This window comes from Lentzea roselyniae (assembly GCF_039537795.1).
Taxonomy (GTDB): Bacteria; Actinomycetota; Actinomycetes; order Mycobacteriales; family Pseudonocardiaceae; genus Lentzea; species Lentzea atacamensis.
Window position 1 is genome coordinate 127,529 of sequence record NZ_BAABBE010000017.1, and the last position, 16,921, is coordinate 144,449.

Below are 16,921 nucleotides of genomic sequence, written 5' to 3' on the forward strand. Positions count from 1 at the left end.
TCAGTTACCGGCGGGCTTGAGCTTCATGTACACCTGCGAGGCGTCCGGCCGCTTCCACACCGCCGGGAACGCGTACAGGTCGTCCTTGCCCGGCCAGCCGGTGAACGCCTTGGCGTTGTACTCGCTGGGGATGCCACCGGTCAGCACCGGGATGTACGGCAGGTACTTCTCCAGCTCGACCTGGATGGCGTCGTAGTGCGGCTGCCGCGCGGGGTTGCCCCGGTCGGTCTTCTTCAGCTCGGCCAGTGCGTTGTCCACGACCGGGTTGCTGAACCTGGCGAAGTTCGGGTTGGCCGCCTGGCCGACCGGTGCAGTCGTGGCGGTCGAGAAGAAGTAGCTGTAGGTGTAGTACGGGTCCGGTGCCGGGCCCTGCTCCACGGAGTCGATCAGCAGCTCGAACTGGCCGCGGCCGCGCGCGTCGGCCCACTCGTTCCACGACAGCTGCTGCGGCGTGATCTTGATGCCGATCTTGAGCAGCTGCTGGCTCAGGGTCTCCAGCGCGGTGATGTAGTCGGTCCAGCCGGCGACCACCTTCACCGTCAGCGCCAGCGGCTTGCCGTCCTTGGCGTAGATGCCGTCCGCGCCCTTGACGTAGCCGGCCGAGGTGAGGATCTGGTCGGACTTCGCGGTGTCCGGGTTCATCGGAGCCATGCGGTCGGTGAGCTTGTTCGACAGCAGCTGGGCGTCGCGCGGCTGCAGCGTGAAGCCGGGCGACATCTCGCTGTTGACGTTCTGGAACGCCAGCGAGTTGATCTGCGTCCGGTTCATGCCGTAGTAGATCGCCTGGCGCACGGAGGGGTCGGTCTGTGCGCCCTGGCAGCCCAGCTGCGCGTTGGAGCAGGTGAACAGCGCGACCTGGTTGAGCGGCAACGTGATCGCCTTGTACCCGGGGTAGTTCTTCTCGATGTCCTTGATGTCGGGGATCGGGCCGGTCTGCCAGTCGATCGACCCGGCCTTGAGCGCGTCCACACCGGCCTGGTTGCCGGACAGCGACAGGTAGCGGACCTGCTTCACCGCGGGCTCGCCGCCCCAGTACGTCGGGTTGGCCTTGAGGGTGAACGACTGCGCCTTGAAGTCGCCGAGCTGGAACGGGCCGGTGCCGACCGGGTTCTGGTTCACCTCGGTCGCCGGGTTGCCGTAGTTCTTCCAAATGTGCTCCGGCATGATCCAGAGCTGGCCCAGCACCTGCGGTCCGTCCATGTAGGACGGTTCGGGAAACTTGATGACCACGTGGGTGTCGTCGACAACGGTGGTCTCGCCCTTGAAGCCGGTCCTGTTCATGGCAGGGGTCTTCGCGACCATGTCGAGCGTGAACTTGACGTCCTTCGCGGTGAACTTCTGACCGTCGGACCAGCTCACGTTGTCTCTGAGGGTGATCGACAGCTCGGTGCCGTCCGCGTTCCACTTGAACTCGGTGCCGAGCATGGGCTTCGGCGGCGTGTCCTTGGCGATGTTGAAGAAGAACAGCGACTCGTAGATCGTGCCCGGCCCCTCGATCTGGGTGGGGGCGTAGGGGTTGAAGTTGAGCTGGAAGTCGCCCGCCTGCCCGGTGTAGACGACGAGCGTGTCCCTGGCCTTGCCGCCGCCACCGGATCCGGAGCACGCCGCGGTGGCCGCGACGACCACCGCCAGACCGAGTGCGCAAATCTGCCTGAGCATCGTTGATCCTCCCCGCCGCTGGGTGGTTCGCGGCGAGGATTCTTCAGTTACTAAACAAAGAAAGTCAACGCCTCCGGATGGTTTACTGGTCGTGACTTGTCGATGAGCGAAGTTCGTCGTTCGACGGAGGAGCGCAGTGAGCGGACCGGCGCGGGTGACCCACGCCAGCACGAGGGCGGCCGTGCTGGACCTGATCCGTGCGGCCGGCGTGATCAGCCGCGTCGGGCTGGTCAACGCCACCGGGCTGACCGGTGGCACGATCTCCACGGTCGTGCGCGGGCTGATCGACGAGGGCCTGGTCGCCGAGACCGGGCACGCGGAGTCGACCGGCGGCAAACGCCGGGTCATGTTGCAGCTCAACCACTTCGCGCGCTACGCCGTCGGCGTGCACCTCGACGAGGCCCGGATCACCTACGTGCTGACGAACCTCGGTGGCGCGGTCGTGGCTCGCATTTCGCGCGCGGGGTGCGGGGCCGCGGAGACGTCCGCCGTGATCGCGAGGATGGCCCGCGAGGTGGACGCGCTGATCGACAGCGTCGGTGTCGAACGCGATCGAGTCCTGGGGCTCGGCCTGGTGTCGGCACGGCCGGCGGAGCACCACGAGTTCGGTCAGGCCCTGGAACGCGCGACGGGTCTGCCGGTGGTGCTCGACAACGACGCGACGGCGGCGGCGATCGGCGAGCACTGGTCCGGCGGTGTCGGTGCCACGTCGACGTTCGCCGCCCTGTACCTGGGGACCGGCGTCGGTGCCGGAGTGCTGCTCGGCGGCACGACCTACCGCGGTCCGAGCGGTCACGCCGGCGAGATCGGCCACGCCTGTCTCGACCTCGACGGCCCGGAGTGCTGGTGCGGTGCCAGGGGATGCCTGGAGGCCCTGGCCGGCCCGGCCGCTGTCGTCGCGCAGGCTCGGGCCGACCGGTCGCTGAGCCGCGCCGCCGGTCTGGCCGGTGGCAGGACACGCGCCGCCGCACCCGTCGCGGCGGACTTCGCGGCGATCAGCCGGGCGGCCCGGCGGGGCAACGCGCGGGCGCTCGCGTTGCTGGAGCGGTCCGCCCGGTACCTCGCGGTGGGGGCGCGCACCCTGGCCAACGTGCTGGACCTGGAGGTGCTGGTTCTCACCGGCCCGAGCTTCGCCATCGCGGGCTCGGTCTACCTGCCGGTCCTGCGCGCGGAGCTGGACAGCGCGTTCATCGCCCGTGACGCGCATCGGCTCTCCGTGCGGCTGTCGCCCTCCGCGGCGTCCGCCTCGGCGATCGGTGCCGCGGCGATCGTGCTGCAGTCCGAGCTCGTGCCGCGGCAGAAGGGCCTGCGCCTGCCGGACGACCTGGCGGCAGAGGAGCCGCCGGTGTTCCAGCAACTCGCCCGCTGACGGCCCGGCCCGCGACGCCGATGAGGGGAGCTTTCCCAAACCTGAGGTTGATGAAAGCTCCCCTCATCACTCGAGTGGGTCAGGCGCAGACGTTCGACGTGCTGTTGTTCAGCCTGATGTTGCGGAACGTCGTGTTGGTGCCACAAGGGCTTTCGCGGATCGACGAGTTCGTCACCGTCAGGTTCTGGACGATGATGTCGCGGTTGTTGGGGAATTCCGAGCGCGCCGCCAGCCGGATCTCGCCGCCACCGGTCACGGTTCCGCTCTGCGCCGCGAGGTTGACGTTGTAGCAGTTCTCGATCAGGACCGCGTTGTTGCCCGTGTTCGCGAGGTCGATCCGGTCGATCGTCAGCCCGCCGCTCTCCGAGACGCAGAAGACACCCCGGCCGCCGCCACGGGCCCGGACCGTGCCGACCCGGATGTTCGTGGGATAGCTGCTGCCGACGCGGCCGTTGTGGTTGGCCGTGCGGAACGCCGCGTACCCGGTGCCCGTGCCCGCGTTCTCCGCGTCCACGGTGCCGACGGTGGCGTTGATGGTGTCGTTGAGCAGCAGCCCGGACTCGCCGACGTTGCGGGCCGTCACCGTGCCCACGTTGAGTCCGTCCACACCGTACGTCTCGACGGCGTGGCTGCCCGCGCCGGACACGAACACGTTGTCGATCCGGATGTTCCGGCTGCGCACGCTGGTGTTGCCGCGGTTGTCGATGCGCACACCGAGGCCGCCGGACAGGCGCATGTCGATCTGGCCGAGCACCACGTTCTCGACGTTGCGCATGAAGATCCCGTACAGCGGACGGCCGGTGAGGCTGAGGTAGCGCACCTCGACGTCACGGGTGCCCCTGGAGTAGATCGGCGCCTGGTCACCGGAACCGCTGCCGGTCACGTTGATCGTGCCGCAGACGTCGATGCCGGTGTAGCTGGGCAACGAGATCCGCGAGCCGGCGCTGACCGAACCGTTGCCGCGCACCAGGACCCATTGTTTCGACGTGCGTCCCGCGGTGAGACTGTCGACCGCGGCCTGGACGGCGGCGCGCATGTCGCCGCCCGTGTAGACGGTTCTGCCGCCGTTGCGGGACGTCCACGTGCTGCCGCTCAGCACCGCCTCGGCGTTGAACGTGCGGTCGCCGCACGCCATGATCCGCGGTTCCGCGTTCGCCGATGACATCCCGCCGAGCACTGTCACCGCTACGGCCACGCCCACCGACAGCCTTGTCGAGAACATGGGAATCTCCCTAGGTCAACCTAATTCAGGGAATCGACTGGGGCTTCCTCGTCAGGCACGTTATCGCTAACGTTCTTCACAGGAAAAGCAATCGAAGCAATTCGATTCGAATTCGAACGGCGAAAGCGGTCGAATGAAATTCAGCAACGGGTACTGGCTCCTGCGCGAGGGTGTCCAGGCGGCTCATCCGGTCGAGGTCTACGACATCACCCAGGCTGCGGGGGAGCTGGTGGTGCACGCGCCGACCCGCCCGATCCGTCATCGGGGCGACCTGCTGCAGGGGCCGGTGGCGACCGTCCGGTTCTCCTCGCCGATGGCGGACGTGATCGGCGTGAAGCTGACGCATTTCGAGGGCGAGCTGCGCAGGCAGCCGGAGTTCCCGTTGACCACCTCGGAACCGTACGTGCACCTCACTGACGATTCCCTCACGTCCGGCGACCTCCAGGTGAAGGTCAGCCGCGACTGGCAGGTCGAGTTCGTCGTCGACGGAAAGGTGCTGACGTCGAGTTCGGCCAAGGGCATGGGTTTCATGACGCTGGACGGCAAGCACTACGTCCGCGACCAGCTCGCTCTCGGCGTAGGCGACGTGGTGTATGGGCTCGGCGAGCGCTTCGGGCCGTTGGTGCGCAACGGCCAGGTGGTGGACATCTGGAACGCCGACGGTGGAACGAGCAGTGAGCAGGCGTACAAGAACGTGCCGTTCTACCTGACGAACTCGGGTTACGGCGTGTTCGTCAACCATCCGGGCCACGTCTCGTTCGAAGTGGCGTCGGAAAAGGTGTCCTGCGTGCAGTTCAGCGTCGAGGGGCAGTCGCTGGAGTACTTCGTGATCCACGGCCCCAGCCCCAAGGAGATCCTGCGCAAGTACACCCTGCTGACCGGCAGGCCGACGATGCCGCCGGCGTGGTCGTTCGGTCTGTGGCTGTCGACGTCCTTCACGACGTCGTACGACGAGCAGACGGTGTCCGGCTTCATCGACGGCATGATCGAGCGCGATCTGCCGTTGAGCGTCTTCCACTTCGACTGCTTCTGGATGCGCGAGTACAACTGGTGCGACTTCGAGTGGGACCCGCGCACGTTCCCGGACCCGGTCGGCATGCTGGAGCGGTTGAAGTCGCGGGACCTGCGGATCTCGGTCTGGATCAACCCCTATGTGGGACAACGGTCTCCGCTGTTCGCCGAGGGAGTCGAGGGCGGCTATCTGCTGAAGCGGCCGGGCGGTGACGTGTGGCAGTGGGACCTCTGGCAACCGGGCATGGCGCTGGTGGATTTCAGCAACCCGGCCGCCCGCGAGTGGTACGCGTCCAAACTGGACGCTCTGCTCGACCAGGGCGTGGACTGCTTCAAGACCGACTTCGGCGAACGTATCCCCACCGACGTCGTGTACTTCGACGGTTCCGATCCCGAGCGGATGCACAACTACTACGCCTACCTCTACAACAAGACCGTCTTCGACGTGCTGCGCAAACGCCGGGGTGACGGTGAGGCGGTCGTGTTCGCCCGCGCCGCCACCGTGGGATCACAGCAGTTCCCGGTGCACTGGGGCGGGGACTGCGAGTCGACCTACGAGGCCATGGCCGAGAGCCTGCGCGGCGGCCTTTCCCTGGGACTGTCAGGATTCGGCTACTGGAGCCACGACATCGGCGGCTTCGAGGGCACCCCTGATCCGGCGTTGTTCAAGCGGTGGATCGCGTTCGGCCTGCTGTCCTCGCACAGCCGCCTGCACGGCAGCAGGTCGTACCGGGTGCCGTGGTTGTTCGACGAAGAGGCCGTCGACGTGCTGCGGGTGTTCGCGAAGCTCAAGGCGCGGCTCATGCCGTACCTGCACCACGCGGCACTGCAGGCGGCCACCGAGGGAACGCCGATGATGCGGGCGATGGCGCTGGAGTTCCCGGACGACCCGGCGTGCACACACCTCGAACGCCAGTACATGCTCGGCGACAGCCTGCTGGTGGCGCCGGTGTTCTCCGACGGCGGCGAGGTGTCGTTCTACGTGCCGGAGGGCACCTGGACCGACTTCTTCACCGGCGCCGAGGTGCCTGGCGGCCGGTGGACAACGATGACATGCGACTTCCTCACCGTGCCGTTGCTGGTGCGGCCGAACACGGTTCTCCCGCTGGGCGTCGTCGACGACCGCCCGGACTACGACTACGCCGACGGCGTCACGCTGCGGATCCACCAGCTCGACGACGGCGCCTCGATCACCACCGAGGTCGCCGGCTCCACGTTCCACACGCGCCGCCGCGGCGACCGGATCGAAGTCGAGGTCGAGTCGCCGCCACCGGCGTGGCAGGTCCAGTTCCCCGGCGCCGACCCGATCGCGGGTAGCGGCAACGCTCTCACCGTTGAGGGAGTCCGATGAGAACACCGAGAATCCTGCTCGCCCTGCTGGTGGTGCTGGGCGTGTCCGTCGTACCGGCGGTCGCTGCCGAGAGGCACCAGGTGGGGTACGACAGGTACTCGCTCACCGTGGACGGGAAGCGGGTGCTGCTGTGGCCCGGCGAGTTCCACTACTTCCGGCTGCCCAGTCCCGAGCTCTGGCGCGACGTGCTGCAGAGGAGCGAGAAGACGGTGTCGGTCAACGCGATCACGGGCAGGCGCGGCAACTACCTGGTGTGGCTCAACGGCCAGCACCTCGGCTCTGCCGCCGGCGGCACCGAGGCCGACGCCGAGCCGGTCAACCCCGACCCCGGCCGCGGTGACTTCGCGATCCCGGACGGTCTGCTGAAGCCGGGGAGCACCGCCACGTTGCCCGTGCTCGTGACGAACATGGGCCACAACGACAACTGGACCGCCGACGACGTCAGGTTCAAGCAGCCGCGCGGGCTGTTCGGCGTGACGGTGGGCGACGCGAAGATCTCGTGGCAGATTCGGGGCTCGCGCTACGACGATGTCGAACGCGGCCCGCTGAACACCGGTGGCCTGTACGGCGAGCTGGCCGGCTGGCACCTGCCGGGCGGCGACGGCCCGTGGTCCGAAGCGCCGGCGGCCATGCCCGCAGGGGTTTCCTGGTACCGCAGCACGTTCCGGCTCGACCTGTCGGAGAACCAGGACGTGCCGGTGGCGTTGCGGTTCGGTGAGCAGCCGGATCGCAAGTACCGGGCGTTCGTGTTCGTCAACGGCTGGAACGCCGGCCACTACATGACCGGCGCGCCCCAGCGGGACTTCGTGGTTCCCGCCGGGATCCTGCGCAAGAAGAACGCGGTGGTGCTGGCGGTGGTCGCGACCGAACCCGGTGAGCTCGCGCCGGTCAGCCTGGTGGCTCTGGACAACCACCGCACGTCAGGTCACCTCAGGTAGCCGGAGAGGGGAATGCGTTGGTCGCGCAGGGCCTTGGCCACGACACCGGCGATCTGCCTGGCTCCGGCCGCCTCGAAGTGGGTGTGGTCGTTGCAGAAGAAGGCGCCGACCGGGCCCCTGGTGTAGTCACCGTTGTTGGGGCACAGCTTGAGCGTGTTGTAGAGCGTGTAGCTCAGCTTGTGCAGGTCGATGACGGTGACTCCACCTGCGCGGCCCGCGTCGAACGTCTCGGTGAGGAAGCCTCGGGTGCCGACGGCCGTGCTGCCGCTGCACCTGATCGCCGAGACGGGCGTCAGGAAGATCGGGGTGACACCGCGGTCCTTGGCCGCCTTGGCCATCATGCCGAGGAGCTCCTTGTACCGGGCGCCGCCGACGTGCCGCGGACAGTCGCGACTGCCGTCGTTGATTCCGAACTGGATCATCAGGTAGTCGCCGGCCTTCATGCCGGTGGTCGGGTTGAGCATGTTCAGCCAGCGCTGGTGGAACGTCCTGGGGCTCACGACGCACTCTCCGGTCGAGTCCTTGGTGTTCTTCACGTTGGACTCGTACAGCCAGGTCTGGATGCTCCGGCCGGCGACCGCGCTGTTCACGACGGTGACGTCGTCGGAGAACAGCGGGTCGAACTGGCTGCCCCAGCCGACGGGGCAGCTGGACTGCGGGTTGGACATCGTCGAGTCGCCGGCGAGCCAGACCTTCACGCTCGCGGCGGCGGCGGACGTCTCGGCGGCGGGGGAGCAGTCGGGCCGCTCTGCGGCCGACGCCGGACCGGCAGCGGCGAGGAACGGCAGGACAGCCAGGGCGACCAAGGTCAGAACACGTTTCCGCACAATTCTCTCCAGACGGCAGGGTTTGTCTGATTCGGACGGAACAGAAAACGATCTCATAATTGAGCATACCCTTTGCGTCTCAGGCTGGAAAGCGCTTTCCAGGGCGTCAGCCTCGTACCCGAAAGGGAGTTGAAGCATGTCCCCACTCACCCGGCGGACCCTGTTGGTCGGCGGTACCGCCCTGCCTCTGGCGGTGTCCGCCTCGGTCGGCAGAGCCGCTGCCACGGAACCCGGCGAACCAACCGAGGTGCACTGGCTCGAAGGCGGTGTCCCCGCGGAGATGACCGGCGTGACGTGGGGAGTGCCGTGGTCGAAGGGGCACGTGCGGCCGGACCAGTCGTTCGGGCTGCGCACGCCCGATGGCACGGCGGTTCCTGTGCAGACGTGGCCGATCGGCTTCTGGCCCGACGGCTCGCTGAAGTGGAGCGCCCACGCGATCGGCGCCGGAACGCCGTCGGCCGAGCGGTACCTGCTGGCTCCCGGTCCGGCGGCGGCACCGGCGAAAGCGGTCACGGTGTCCCGGCAGGCCGGCCGGATCGTCGTGGACACGGGCGTCGTGCGGTGCGTGATCAACCGGAGCGGGCGGGCCCTGATCGACTCGGTGTCCCGCGGCGGCAGGGTCGTCGCGCGCAAGGGTGAGCTGGTCTGCCTGCGCCAGAACGCCTCCGACGAGCGAGGCGGGAAGGACGAGCGGTTCACCGGCGAGGTGCACAAGGTGACCGTCGAGCAGAACGGACCGGTGCGCGCGGTGGTGCGCATCGAGGGCAAGCACAGGGCCGACCGCCGTGCGCGGGCGTGGCTGCCGTTCACCGTCCGGCTGTACTTCCACGCTGGCGCGGAGAACTTCCGGATGGTGCACAGCTTCGTCTTCGACGGCAAGGCGGTGGACGACTTCATCCGCGGGCTCGGCGTGCGCTTCCAGGTGCCGCTCTCCGACGAGCCGCACAACCGGCACGTCAGGTTCGCCAGTGCGGACGGCGGCCTGTTCACCGAGGCGGTGCGCGGCATCACCGGGCTGCGCAGGGATCCGGGCGCCGCGGTCAGAGCCGCCCAGGTGGCGGGGCGGGCAACCCCGGCCGTGTCCACTTGGGACACCAGGGTGAGTTCACGGCTGCACCTCATCCCGGCCTGGGGCGACTACACGCTCAGCCAGCTCACCGCCGACGGGTTCGAGATCCGCAAGCGGACCAGGCAGGGCTGTGGGTGGGTCCACGCCGCGGCGGGCACCAGGGCCGGTGGGTTCGGCTACATCGGTGGCGTGAGCGGCGGTTTCGCGTTCGGCCTGCGCGACTTCTGGCAGACGCACCCGACCCAGCTCGACATCCGCGGCGCGGCGGGTGAGTCGGCCGAGGTGACGCTGTGGCTCTGGTCGCCCGACGCCAGGCCGATGGACCTGCGGTTCTACCACGACGGGATGGGCATGGACACCCATCCCGAGCAGCTGGAGGGACTGGAGATCACCTACGAGGACTACGAGCCCGGCTTCGGTGACCCGTACGGCATCGCGAGGACCAGCGAGCTGATGTTCTGGGCGCTGGACGCCACCCCGTCCGCGGAACGGCTGGCCGCGCAGGCGGCCACGGTGCGCACACCACCGCTGCTGGTCACCACACCGCAACGGATGCGGGCCGCCGGCGTGTTCGGCGACTGGTCCCCGGTGGACAGGTCGACACCGGCCAAGGCGGTGCTCGAGGACCGGCTCGACTTCCTCTTCGACTTCTACCGCAGGCAGGTCGAGCAGCGGCGCTGGTACGGGTTCTGGGACTACGGCGACGTCATGCACACCTACGACAACGACCGCCACGAGTGGCGCTACGACGTCGGCGGTTACGCGTGGGACAACTCGGAGCTGAGCACGGATCTGTGGCTCTGGTACAGCTACCTGCGGTCCGGGCGGGCGGACGTCTTCCGGATGGCGGAGGCGATGACGCGCCACACCGGCGAGGTCGACGTCTACCACCTCGGCAAGTACGCGGACCTCGGCACCCGGCACGGCGTGCAGCACTGGGCCGACAGCGCGAAACAGCTGCGGATCAGCACGGCGGCCAACCGCCGGTTCCTCTACTTCCTCACCGCGGACGAACGCGTCGGCGACCTGCTGCGCGACCTGGTCGACGCGGACAAGACGTTCCTCGCGCTCGACCCGTTGCGCAAGATCCGCACCGAGCCGTACGAGCCCGACCCGAAGGCGCTGGCGGTCGGCCTCGGCACCGACTGGGGCGCGCTCGCCGCCGCGTGGTTCACCGAGTGGGAACGCGGCGGCGATCCGATCGCCAGGACCAAGCTGCTCAACACCTGCACCGCGATCGGCGCGCTGAAGAACGGGTTCATCACCGGGGAAGGCCGTTACGACCTCACCACCGGCACGTTCGCCACCGACACCGTCAAGGTCTCGGTGTCGCACCTCAGCGCGGTGTTCGGGCTCGCGGAGATCTGCAGTGAGATCATCTCCGCTGCCGACGTGCCGGGGTTCGAACGCGCGTGGCTGCAGTACTGCACGTTGTACAACGCCACTGCCGCGGAACAGATCGCCGCGGTCGGGCAGTCGTTCGGCAACCTCAACCTCAAGCAGGCACACGCCAGGCTCACCGCCTACGCCGCAGCCAGTACCGGCGACCCTGTCCTGGCCGCTCGCGCGTGGACGGAGCTCGGCCGCGGCGAGGCGGGCTATCCGGCGAACAGCCCGTGGCGCAGCACCGGGATCACCGGCCCTGCCGTGCTGAATCCCGTCGACGAGGCGACGTGGGTGTCGACGAACGCGACCGCCCAGTACGGGCTCGCCGCGATCCAGTGCCTGGCTTTGGTCGGTGATCGAATGCCTTAGTCCCACCGCGAGCTCGCCGTCGAACGGTTCGACCACAGCGCACTCCGATCGTTGACACCTTCTGCTGCCCTGGCAAGACTGGGTGTCGCATGGGGAAAGCGCTTTCCAACGACGTGGAGCGAATCATGATCCTTGCCACGACTGTTCGGCGTGCCCTGCTGATCTCATTGCTCCCCATGGCGTTCGTCGTCCCGGTGAGTCACGCAGCGACGACCTACTACGTGGCACCGAACGGCAACGACGGCGCGGCTGGCACGCAGACCGCGCCGTGCGCCACGATCGCCCGCGCACAGAGGGCAGCCAAACCCGGGGACACCGTGTACTTCCGCTGCGGCACGTACGCGTACACCCGCGCCACCAGCAGTTGTGCGAGCCAGACGGCGACCGTGGACGCGATCACCCTCAACAAGAGCGGCAGCGCGGGCAACTCCATCCGCTACTGGGCCCATCCTGGTGAGAAACCGGTCTTCACCTTCTCCGGCATGGGGGACGACTGCCGGATCAAGGGTTTCGACGTCACCGGAAGCCACCTCCACCTGCGCGGGCTGGAGGTCGTCGGCGTACCGCAGAACAACAACCGCAACCACGAATCGTGGGGACTCTGGATCTCGGGAAGCAACAACGTCTTCGAACAGATCGACACCCATCACCACATGGGCGCCGGGCTGTTCATCAGCGGCGGGTCCGGCAACCTCGTCCTCAACTCGGACTCGCACGACAACTACGACCTGCGCAGCTCCAACGGGGCAGGGGAGAGCGGTGACGGGTTCGGCTCGCACTACACCCCGGCCGGGCGGCCCGCGAACGTGTTCCGCGGTTGCCGTGCGTGGTGGAACGCCGACGACGGGTTCGACCTCATCTCGACCTATTCGCCGGTGCTCATCGAGAACTCGTGGTCCTGGCGCAACGGTTACGTGCCGGGCACGACGACGAGTGCCGGAAACGGCGCCGGGTTCAAGATGGGTGGTTTCGGCGGCGACTACGACGCCAGGGCGGTGAAGCACACCGTGCGCTTCTCCGTGGCGTTCAACAAGGCTGCGGGCTTCTACTCCAACCACCACCCGGTGGCGAACGACTACTTCAGCAACACCAGTTACGGCAACCGTCCCGACTTCGACATGCGGGGGATCAACTCGAGCGGAGCCTCCGTCGGTCGCGGAAACCTGCGCAACAACATCGCCTACACCGGCACACTGCTGGCGAACATGAACAACACCACCGCCTCGCACAACTCGTGGAACCTCGGCATTCTCCTGTCCGACGCGCAGTTCCGGAGCGTGTCGACGTCCGGCTTGGACGCACCACGCCAAGCCGGCGGCAGCCTGCCGGTCCTGCCACACCTCCGCCTCACCGCCACCAGCACGTTGATCGACAAAGGCACCGACGTCGGCCTGCCCCACAGCGGGAGCGCGCCGGACCTCGGAGCGTTCGAGAGCGATGGAAGGTGACATCTTGAGGTACTGGAAGCTGTCCGCCGCCGTGGTTCTGGCGGCGGCAACACTGATCCCGCTGCCCGCCGTGGCGGCACCGGTCGACAACGGACTCGCGCACCTGGTGGCGGACTACCGGACGCGCCTGCCCGCCAAGTACACCACCGACTCCTGGGCACCGTTCGCCAAGGCGCTGACCGCCGCGTCCGAGGTCGCGGACGACGCGAGGGCGAGCGCGTCCGAGGTCGCCGCCGCGAAGACCGCGTTGATGACCGCGGCCGGCGACCTGAAAGCCGCCGACGAGGGCACGTTCCAGACCATCACGAACAACACGTTCTGGAACGACACCAATGGCAACCCGATCTACTCGCAGGGCGGTGGCGTCTTCAAGTTCGGCGACACCTACTACTGGTACGGCGTCCACTACACCGGCGCCGAGCTCTACCGGGCCAACCCCACACGCAAGTACGACGGTGACGTCACCTTCGTGTCGATCCCGGTGTACTCGTCGAAGGACCTGGTGAACTGGAAGTTCGAGAACCGGGTCGCGACGCGGTCCACCGGGGTGGGCGGCGGTGCGAACCTGGGCGGCGCCGGCTGGGTCGGCCGTCTCGGCGTCTCCTACAACGAGAACACCGGCAAGTACGTGCTCGCCGTGCAGATGTGGCACACGGGCAGGGGCGGGCACGGGGTGTTGTTGCTGCAGGGTGATTCGCCCACCGACACGTTCGACTACGGCTACTTCCAGACGCAGATCACCAACTCGCCGACGACCGGCACGGGCGACCAGACCGTCTTCACCGACGACGACGGCAAGGACTACCTGATCTTCTCCAACCGCGAAGGCCGCTCGCGCGCCTTCGTGGCCAAGTTCCGGGAGTCCGACTCGTTGCGGATCGAGCCGGCTGTGCAGATCGGCTACAACGCCGCGGGCCGCGAGGGCAACGCGATGTTCAAACTCGACGGCAAGTACTACCACGCGGCGTCGGACCTGCACGGCTGGAACACCTCGGTCACGCACGTCCTGGAGTCCAACAGCATCCAGAGCGGCTACTCGGGCGAGTACACCCTCGCCGGCACGGAGATGGACTACAGCCACGTGACCCAGACCGGGTTCTTCGTGACGGTCAAGGGCACCAGGCAGAACACCGTGATCTTCGCCGGTGACCGCTGGGCCGACTTCGCCTGGAACGGCCACGGTTACAACCAGTGGATGCCGGTGACCAGGGCCGGCGCGCGGCCCCGGTTCCACTCGGTGAGCCAGTGGCAGTTCAACGCCACGACCGGCGAGTGGCGGGTCGGGCCGCAGAACAACTACGTCCTCAACCCCGACTTCCAGGCCGACCGGATCATCGTCTCGACGCTGACGGGCTGGACGAACTTCCGCGAGTCGGGTGCGAGCAGCATCGTGACCAATGTGGACGGTGGCGCGAACGGCAGCCGGTTCGGGCTGCGGATCGGTGCCTCCTCGTCGTACGCGGGCGGGGTGCGGCAGCGGGTCACGGTGCCGGCGGGCACCTACAGGCTGGGCCTGCACGCCAAGACCTCCGGCTCGCTCAGCGCCGCGCAGGTGACGGTCACCGACGCTGCCGGTACGTCGCGGACGCTGAACGTTCCGGCCTCGTCCGGCTGGACCCGGCGTGAGCTCACGGACATCCCACTGGCCGCGGGGACCGCCACCGTGACGATCCGGGCGGCGAGCGGCAACGGCTATCTCTTCGCCGACGCCCTCTCACTCGTGCGGACCTCCGGCGGCACCCAGCCGGGATCGCGGTACGAGGCCGAGAACGCCCCGGCGCAGTGCCAGGGCACGATCGACTCGAACCAGGCCGGCTTCTCCGGTGGCGGGTTCTGCAACGGCACCAACGCCGTCGGTGCCCACGCCCAGTTCACCGTGACCGCGGCGGGCACGGCGACCATTGGTGTGCGGTTCGCCAATGGCACCACCACCGCGCGGCCGGCGAACCTGATCGTCAACGGGACCACGGTGGGGACGGTCTCCTTCGAACCCACCGGGGCGTGGACCTCCTGGTCGACCAAGGCGCTGAACGTGCCCCTGACCGCTGGCGAGAACACCGTGCGGCTGGATCCGACCTCGGCGGACGGGTTGCCCAACGTGGACTACCTCGACGTGGGATAGAGCTGCACGCGCGCCCGGCCGACCAGCCCGACCGCGTCGACGGAGGCGGTGTGCAGTGCCTTCTGGTACTGCACCCGCACCGCCGGGTCGACGTGGACCGCGCTGTCCGCCGGGCGCGGCAGCACCCTGATCTCGACGCCGTGCTCGCGCACCTCGCGAGCGAACCGGCGCAGGCCGATCTCCCATTCCGGGCCGTACCAGAAGTGGTCGGCCACCAGCCGGCCGCCGACGTACGCGCGTGCCACGTCGCCGGTGTAGGCGAGCACGAGCAGCACCTCGTCGTCACCGGCCAGCGCGGTGCCGGGCACGTCGACGTGGAAGATCGCGGCGTGTTCGAAGTCCTCGTCCAGCGGTGCCGAGGCACGCCTGCGTGGGCCACCGGTTCGTGCCGGTGGCGTCTTGGCTTCGTTGCGAACGGCTCGGAGCGCGGGGGCCTGTGGGGTGACTCCTGTGGCGAGGCGGACGCGGGACTTTCCGGCGGCCGGGGCGAGAGGGAACGACACGTCCAGGTGGCATGCCGTCGTCTCCACCCACATCGAGTCGCCGTCAGCCACCACGGGCTCGTCGCACAACACCGGTGTGCCGGGCGGCAGCCACTGCAACCGCAGCCCATCCGCCTCGTTCAGCACCAGCAACCGGACCCTCGCGCCGTCAGGTGCAGTGGCGGTGACCACGGCCTCCGGTCCAGGACAGGAAACGGTCACCACGCCCTCCCCGTCGACCGCGGCGCCGGACACCGTTGTCCCAGCGGGGAAAGCGAACCGCGGGATGATCCCGGCAGTCGCGACGAACACGGCCGTGGACACGCCGTCCCACCTCGTCCGCCCCACCGGCATCGCGGTCGCCCAGGCGAGCTTCACCGAGCCGACGCGGTACCCGATCGGCCAGACGAAGTGCGCGCCGGACGGAACCGTCACAGCGGGCAGCCGCACCTTCCGCTCACCCAGCACCACCTCGAACCGCACGGCGTGTGCGGGAAGCCGTTCGTGGGGCTGGTGGTTGTTGACGAACAGGAACGCCGCCCCACCGCCCCATCGCACGGACCAGCGCAACGTCGCACGGTCGTCGAGGTTCACCGGCTGGGCGACGGGCAGGTGCGGCGCGGCCGTGGCGAGGTCGGCACCGCAGTCGCGCAGGAACAGGTGCTGCAGGCGCAGCGCCGCGAACGACGGGCGCACCTGGCCGTACTCGCCCAGCGGTGCCTGGAAGTCATAGTTCACCGCGGGCAGGTCGTTGGGGTAGCCCGTGGCGTGCGACTCCTGGTTCGCGGGGCGTTGCGAGCAGCCGTGGTAGAGGTAGTAGCCCTGCCACACCGACCCGCTGGCGAGCCGGCACAGCGCCAGCGCCGACACGTCCGCCGCCCGGATCAGGGGCCGGCGGTGGTAGGCGATGGCCATGCCGCCGCCCAGTTCGCAGGTGATGTGCGGCCGGTGGGCGTGCTCACCCCGTATCGGGGCAGGAAAGTAGTGCCGCCGCACGTCACGGGCCCACCCGTCCGAGGCGTCCTCCCAGAACGCCTCCGGGTAGGCGCTGTGCACCGGCAGCAAATCGGGAGGCAGCCGAGCGCCGTCCCACGCCGTGGCAGTCCACAGTGGAGCGCTCATGCCCGCCACCTCGGCGAGGGCGCGCAGGGTGGCCAGGTGGCCGGGTTGGTGGCGCAGCTCGTTCTCCACCTGCACCGCCATGACCGGCCCGCCGTCGTCCCACCACAACCCCTTCAGCTGCCGGGCGATCGCCGCGTAGTACGGCCGCACGATGCCGAGGTAGGCGGGGTCGTCGGTGCGCGGCTCGCAGTCCACGTCGGACAACCAGTCCGGGAAACCGCCGTTGCGGCACTCGCCGTGCGTCCACGGGCCGATGCGGAGCACGACGGAAAGGCCGAGCTCCGCGCACAGTTCGGTGAACCGCCGCACGTCGCGGTCGCCGTCGAAGCGGTGCTGCCCGCGGACCTCCTCGTGGTGGTTCCAGAACAGGTAGGTGGTGACGAGGTCGATCCCGCCGGCTTTCATCAGCAGCAGCTCCCGGCGCCAGAACGCGGCGGGGAAGCGGCTGAAGTGGAACTCACCGGAGACGGGCAGCCACGGGCTCCCGTCCCGGCGCACCAAGTGGCTGTCCACTCTGGTCGGGTAGGCGTGCAGTGACAGCAAGTC

At 68.5% G+C, this 16,921-nt stretch carries 10 protein-coding genes; 6 read left to right on the forward strand and 4 right to left on the reverse strand.

Features of this window, described 5'->3' with window-relative positions; all coding sequences use genetic code 11:
- A complete protein-coding gene (locus ABFX45_RS28470; RefSeq protein ID WP_346133176.1) occupies positions 1 to 1,659 on the reverse strand; it encodes an ABC transporter substrate-binding protein in 1,659 nt (552 codons plus the stop codon).
- A 136-nt stretch (positions 1,660 to 1,795) separates the two neighbouring features.
- Here ABFX45_RS28470 and ABFX45_RS28475 point away from each other — a divergent pair, with 136 nt between their 5' ends.
- Positions 1,796 to 3,028, forward strand: a complete 1,233-nt coding sequence (locus ABFX45_RS28475; protein WP_109636391.1) for an ROK family protein — start codon at positions 1,796 to 1,798, stop codon at positions 3,026 to 3,028.
- 79 nt (positions 3,029 to 3,107) lie between these two features.
- Here ABFX45_RS28475 and ABFX45_RS28480 read toward each other — a convergent pair whose 3' ends face one another.
- Complete coding sequence (locus tag ABFX45_RS28480) at positions 3,108 to 4,250, reverse strand: hypothetical protein (protein WP_346133178.1); 1,143 nt, start codon at positions 4,248 to 4,250, stop codon at positions 3,108 to 3,110.
- A 133-nt stretch (positions 4,251 to 4,383) separates the two neighbouring features.
- Here ABFX45_RS28480 and yicI point away from each other — a divergent pair, with 133 nt between their 5' ends.
- Both yicI and ABFX45_RS28490 read left to right on the forward strand, forming a co-directional pair.
- Positions 4,384 to 6,612 (forward strand): alpha-xylosidase, encoded by a 2,229-nt coding sequence (gene yicI / locus ABFX45_RS28485; RefSeq protein ID WP_346133180.1) that lies wholly within the window; start codon positions 4,384 to 4,386, stop codon positions 6,610 to 6,612.
- Complete coding sequence (locus ABFX45_RS28490; RefSeq protein ID WP_346133182.1) at positions 6,609 to 7,550, forward strand: beta galactosidase jelly roll domain-containing protein; 942 nt, start codon at positions 6,609 to 6,611, stop codon at positions 7,548 to 7,550. The genes yicI and ABFX45_RS28490 overlap by 4 nt, the downstream gene beginning before the upstream one ends.
- On the opposite strand, the gene ABFX45_RS28495 is transcribed toward ABFX45_RS28490, so the two are convergent.
- Positions 7,538 to 8,377 carry an SGNH/GDSL hydrolase family protein gene (locus ABFX45_RS28495; RefSeq protein WP_346133184.1) on the reverse strand — a complete coding sequence of 280 codons (840 nt, stop codon included), beginning with the start codon at positions 8,375 to 8,377 and terminating at the stop codon, positions 7,538 to 7,540. The genes ABFX45_RS28490 and ABFX45_RS28495 overlap by 13 nt on opposite strands.
- A gap of 136 nt (positions 8,378 to 8,513) precedes the next feature.
- Between ABFX45_RS28495 and ABFX45_RS28500 the strand changes: the two genes are divergently transcribed.
- From ABFX45_RS28500 to ABFX45_RS28510, 3 genes are all read left to right on the forward strand, one after another.
- Positions 8,514 to 11,201, forward strand: coding sequence for an exo-rhamnogalacturonan lyase family protein (locus ABFX45_RS28500; protein ID WP_346133186.1), 2,688 nt, complete (start codon positions 8,514 to 8,516; stop codon positions 11,199 to 11,201).
- A 125-nt stretch (positions 11,202 to 11,326) separates the two neighbouring features.
- Positions 11,327 to 12,649, forward strand: coding sequence for a right-handed parallel beta-helix repeat-containing protein (locus ABFX45_RS28505; RefSeq protein ID WP_346133188.1), 1,323 nt, complete (start codon positions 11,327 to 11,329; stop codon positions 12,647 to 12,649).
- A 4-nt stretch (positions 12,650 to 12,653) separates the two neighbouring features.
- A complete protein-coding gene (locus ABFX45_RS28510) occupies positions 12,654 to 14,771 on the forward strand; it encodes a family 43 glycosylhydrolase (protein ID WP_346133190.1) in 2,118 nt (705 codons plus the stop codon).
- Here the strand turns inward: ABFX45_RS28510 and ABFX45_RS28515 are convergent.
- Entirely contained in the window at positions 14,753 to 16,918 is a 2,166-nt protein-coding gene (locus ABFX45_RS28515) for a beta-galactosidase (protein ID WP_346133192.1), read from the reverse strand. The genes ABFX45_RS28510 and ABFX45_RS28515 overlap by 19 nt on opposite strands.
- Positions 16,919 to 16,921 lie beyond the last annotated feature (3 nt).

Bases quoted from the DNA above. Each gene is read 5' to 3' on its own strand.
- ABFX45_RS28480 (WP_346133178.1), bottom strand. From the start codon at position 4,250: ATGTTCTCGACAAGGCTGTCGGTGGGCGTGGCCGTAGCGGTGACAGTG.
- yicI (WP_346133180.1), top strand. From the start codon at position 4,384: ATGAAATTCAGCAACGGGTACTGGCTCCTGCGCGAGGGTGTCCAGGCG.
- ABFX45_RS28500 (WP_346133186.1), top strand. From the start codon at position 8,514: ATGTCCCCACTCACCCGGCGGACCCTGTTGGTCGGCGGTACCGCCCTG.
- ABFX45_RS28505 (WP_346133188.1), top strand. From the start codon at position 11,327: ATGATCCTTGCCACGACTGTTCGGCGTGCCCTGCTGATCTCATTGCTC.
- ABFX45_RS28490 (WP_346133182.1), top strand. From the start codon at position 6,609: ATGAGAACACCGAGAATCCTGCTCGCCCTGCTGGTGGTGCTGGGCGTG.
- ABFX45_RS28470 (WP_346133176.1), bottom strand. From the start codon at position 1,659: ATGCTCAGGCAGATTTGCGCACTCGGTCTGGCGGTGGTCGTCGCGGCC.